This window comes from Mycobacterium sp., from assembly GCF_044342925.1.
Taxonomy (GTDB): domain Bacteria; phylum Actinomycetota; class Actinomycetes; order Mycobacteriales; family Mycobacteriaceae; genus Mycobacterium.
In genome coordinates, this window is the sequence record NZ_JBIIOV010000244.1 from 1 (window position 1) to 3314 (window position 3314).

The 3314-nt window shown below is 67.4% G+C and carries 3 protein-coding genes; 1 reads left to right on the forward strand and 2 read right to left on the reverse strand.

Features of this window, described 5'->3' with window-relative positions; genetic code table 11:
- A partial coding sequence (locus ADBZ6I_RS16750; protein WP_526385837.1) for a hypothetical protein occupies positions 1 to 258 on the forward strand: 258 nt, incomplete at its 5' end.
- 232 nt (positions 259 to 490) lie between these two features.
- Here ADBZ6I_RS16750 and ADBZ6I_RS16755 read toward each other — a convergent pair.
- Positions 491 to 2698 carry a SpoIIE family protein phosphatase gene (locus ADBZ6I_RS16755; protein ID WP_526385839.1) on the reverse strand — a complete coding sequence of 736 codons (2208 nt, stop codon included), beginning with the start codon at positions 2696 to 2698 and terminating at the stop codon, positions 491 to 493.
- A 37-nt stretch (positions 2699 to 2735) separates the two neighbouring features.
- Positions 2736 to 3314, reverse strand: a 579-nt coding sequence (locus ADBZ6I_RS16760; RefSeq protein ID WP_526385841.1) for a PP2C family protein-serine/threonine phosphatase, incomplete at its 5' end; no start/stop codon positions are given.

Below are 3314 nucleotides of genomic sequence, written 5' to 3' on the forward strand. Positions count from 1 at the left end.
CCGGTGACCGTCATGGAGGTGATCGACATGGTCGTCATGCGCGATCTTCTCGCAGTCGTCGTCGTCGGTGTGCGCTGTCTCGTGGCCGCGGTGGATCTTGGCCTCCGGGTGACGCTCGCCGTCGTGGATGTGATCGACGTGATCGCCGTGTACGACGGTTTCATGGCCGTCATCCGGGAGGTGTTCGTGATCGCCGGGTTCGGTGTGCTGCTCAGATTCCATGGTTTCCTCCGGTACAGGACATCAGTCCGAAACTAACCATAATGGAAACCATTGTCAATAAGGTGTGGTTCAACGGTGTTGGCCAGCATGAAGCCGGCCACGCCGACCGCCGGGTGAGGAGCAGCGCTGCGAGCGTGACGCCGGCCGGTGGGTAGAAGACCGGTCCCGCGGTCGAACAGTCGAAGGGAATGCCCGCAAGCGTCCCGCTGAGCCGCATTACACAGCCTAACCGGCAGCCCGATTGCCCCCCTCGGCGTCGAGCGACGGTCTAATTAACGGAGGCTGCGCTGTCGCCGAACCGGACCGCGATGATGCAGACGTCGTCGTGGCGCGGGCGCGGCGACAACGTTTCCTGCAGCACGTCACAGTACTGCGCCAGCGAGGTGTCGCCGGCCCAGTCCGCGATCATCTGCTGAGCCCGGGTCAGACCCATCTCGATGTCCATGCCGTGCCGTTCGACCAGCCCGTCGGTGTACATCACCAGGATGTCGCCCGGGGACACCTGCACGCGGCCCTCGGCGTAGGTGGCGTCGCGAACCGGCCCGAGAACTGGGCCGTGCGCCTCGCCGAGCCGGACCACTCGCCCGTCGGCCGCAGAGCGCAGAAATGGCGGCGGATGCCCCGCCACACAGTAGAACAACACGCCTTCGACCGGCTCCAGGATCCCGACCGCCATGGTCGCGAACTTGCCGAGGCTGGCATGTCGGGTGAATCCGTTGAGTTCGGCGAGCAACTGCGCGGGCGATAGACCTTGGTGGGCGAATGCCCTTCCCGCGCTGCGCAACTGGGCCATGTCCTCCACCGCCGGCAGCCCGTGACCCACCACGTCGCCGACGGCCAGGTACACCCGCCCCTTTGGCAACGGCATGATGTCGTACCAGTCGCCGCCGAGACCTTGGGCCACGTCGGCCGGCTCGTAGGCCACGCACACGTCCAGGCCACCGGTATCGACCGGGCTGGTGGGCAGCACCGCCGATTGCAGCACTGCGGCCCGTGCGTGTTCGTCGGCGTAGACACGGGCGCGCACCAGTGCTTGGCCGACCATGGTGGCGACGGCGGAGATGTAGGCGCGCTGGGCGTCGTCGAGGGGCTGCGGATCGGTCCAGATCATCAACACGACGCCGAACGCCTGGCCGCCTGCTGTCAACGGCCACCCGACCGTGGTCTGCGCCCCACTGAGGTGCAGCCAGTGCACCTTCTCCGGATAGGTGTCGCCGTAGTCGTGGGCGGTGGGCACCAGGATCGGCTGCCCGCTGCGCACCACGTCGGTGCCGACCGTCCGTTCGGTCATGTCGACGCCCTCGCCGTACTCGTCGACCACCGGCTGCGGATGCCCCGTCATGGTGACCCATTCCAGCCGCCGGCCGTCGGCACTGAGCAAGCCGAGATTCAGCGCTGTGGCACCGGCCTCGTTGAGCACCTCCTGCTCCAGTACCCGGCCGATATCGTGCGGGGTCAGCGCCGCGGCGAGTTGCTGAGCGAGTCGCGACAGCGTTTCCAGCCGCATCCGTTCCCGCCGCTCGGCCTCCCGTTCCCGCACGGCGGTCATCCGGCCCGACGCCTCCTGTGCGATCAGCAGAGCGACCACAACGATGACCACAATGAACAGCTGCGTCAGCGCGACCCGGGTGGGCAGGGCCAAATTCATGTGGGTGAACAGGCCGATGCCCCGCGTGGTCATCACATTGGCCATGAACGCCGCCACCGCGCCGGCCAGTGCGGCGCCGAGCATGTCCAGCCGAAGAGCGGCCCAGGCCAGAATCGGCAGGATCAGCATCGACGGCGGCGCTTCGGTCCAGTAGGCGGTAAAGGACAGCGCGGCGGTGGCAATCAGGACACCCAGCGTCTCCCAGGGGCGGCGGCGCACCACGTAGGACTGCTTGGCCCACAACAGGATGGGAGCTCCGAGAACAAGGACGCCGACAGCATCGCCGGCCGCCCAGTTGACCACCGACTCGAGCCATGCAGAGTTCTCGAAGGCAGAGCTGACAGTCCCGCCGACCACGCCACCGAACAATGGGCCGACCATGCAGGCCCCGACAACGAAGGCCACCAAGTCACGGCGCCTGCGCAGATCCGGTCGACCGCGGCACCACGCTATCACCGCCGATGCCCCGACAAGGGGCTCCACGACATCGGCCAACCCGAAACCGGCGGCCACCCAGAGCGGATTGCCGTAGTGGACGTCGACCATGATCTCAGCGGCCAGCACCGCCGCGACAATGGCCGGCCACAAGGCCCGCCGGCTAAGCAGCATGGCCGATATGGCCACGCCGGCCGAAGGGTAGAAGAAAGCCGGCCCTACCGAAGAGCCGAAGGATGCCCAGGACAGCACCGCGCCCAGCCCGTGGGCGAGGAAGACGGCGGCGAACAGGCCCGTGGAATCCCCCCAGAACCGCGACCGGCGCGTCGGCGTACCTGCGCGGTGCGGATCGTCGCGGGCGTGGACATCACCCGCTTCCCGGGATGGGCCCATAAGTGCAGCCTAGGGGACGGCGCCGTACTTGGAGCCCTCACATGTGAGCGGAACTTTCTTCGAACCGCACTACCAGCAGACAGAGATCGTCGGCGCGCGGCGCCGGCGCGACCTGCTGGGCCAGCGCTTCGCAGTCGAGGAGGGCTTCCGGTGGCCACATGGCAATCACCTGCTCGAGGTGCGCGATTCCGGTCCGCGGATCGCCGTCATAGTGCTCCACCAGACCGTCGGTGTACATCACCAGGACGTCGTCCGGGCGCACGGCCACCTGCTCTTGCTCGTAGACCGAGTCCTCGAACGGTCCCAACATTGAACCCAGCGCCCCGGTCAGCCGAACCACCTCACCGGTGTCCGCGCGACGCAGCAGCGCCGGCAGGTGCCCGGCGGAGCTGTAAGTCAGAGTGCCGGAATCGGGATCGAAGATGCCCACCAGACTTGTCGCGAACTCTCCCCGGATCTGCCGGCTTGCGAAGCGGTTCATCTCCGTGAGCATCCGTCCGGGCGGCAGACCCATATGGGCGTAGGCGTTGCCAGTGCTGCGCAACTCGGCCATGTCCTCGACCGCCGGGAGCCCATGGCCGATGACATCGCCGACGGCGAGGTAGGTGCGGCATCC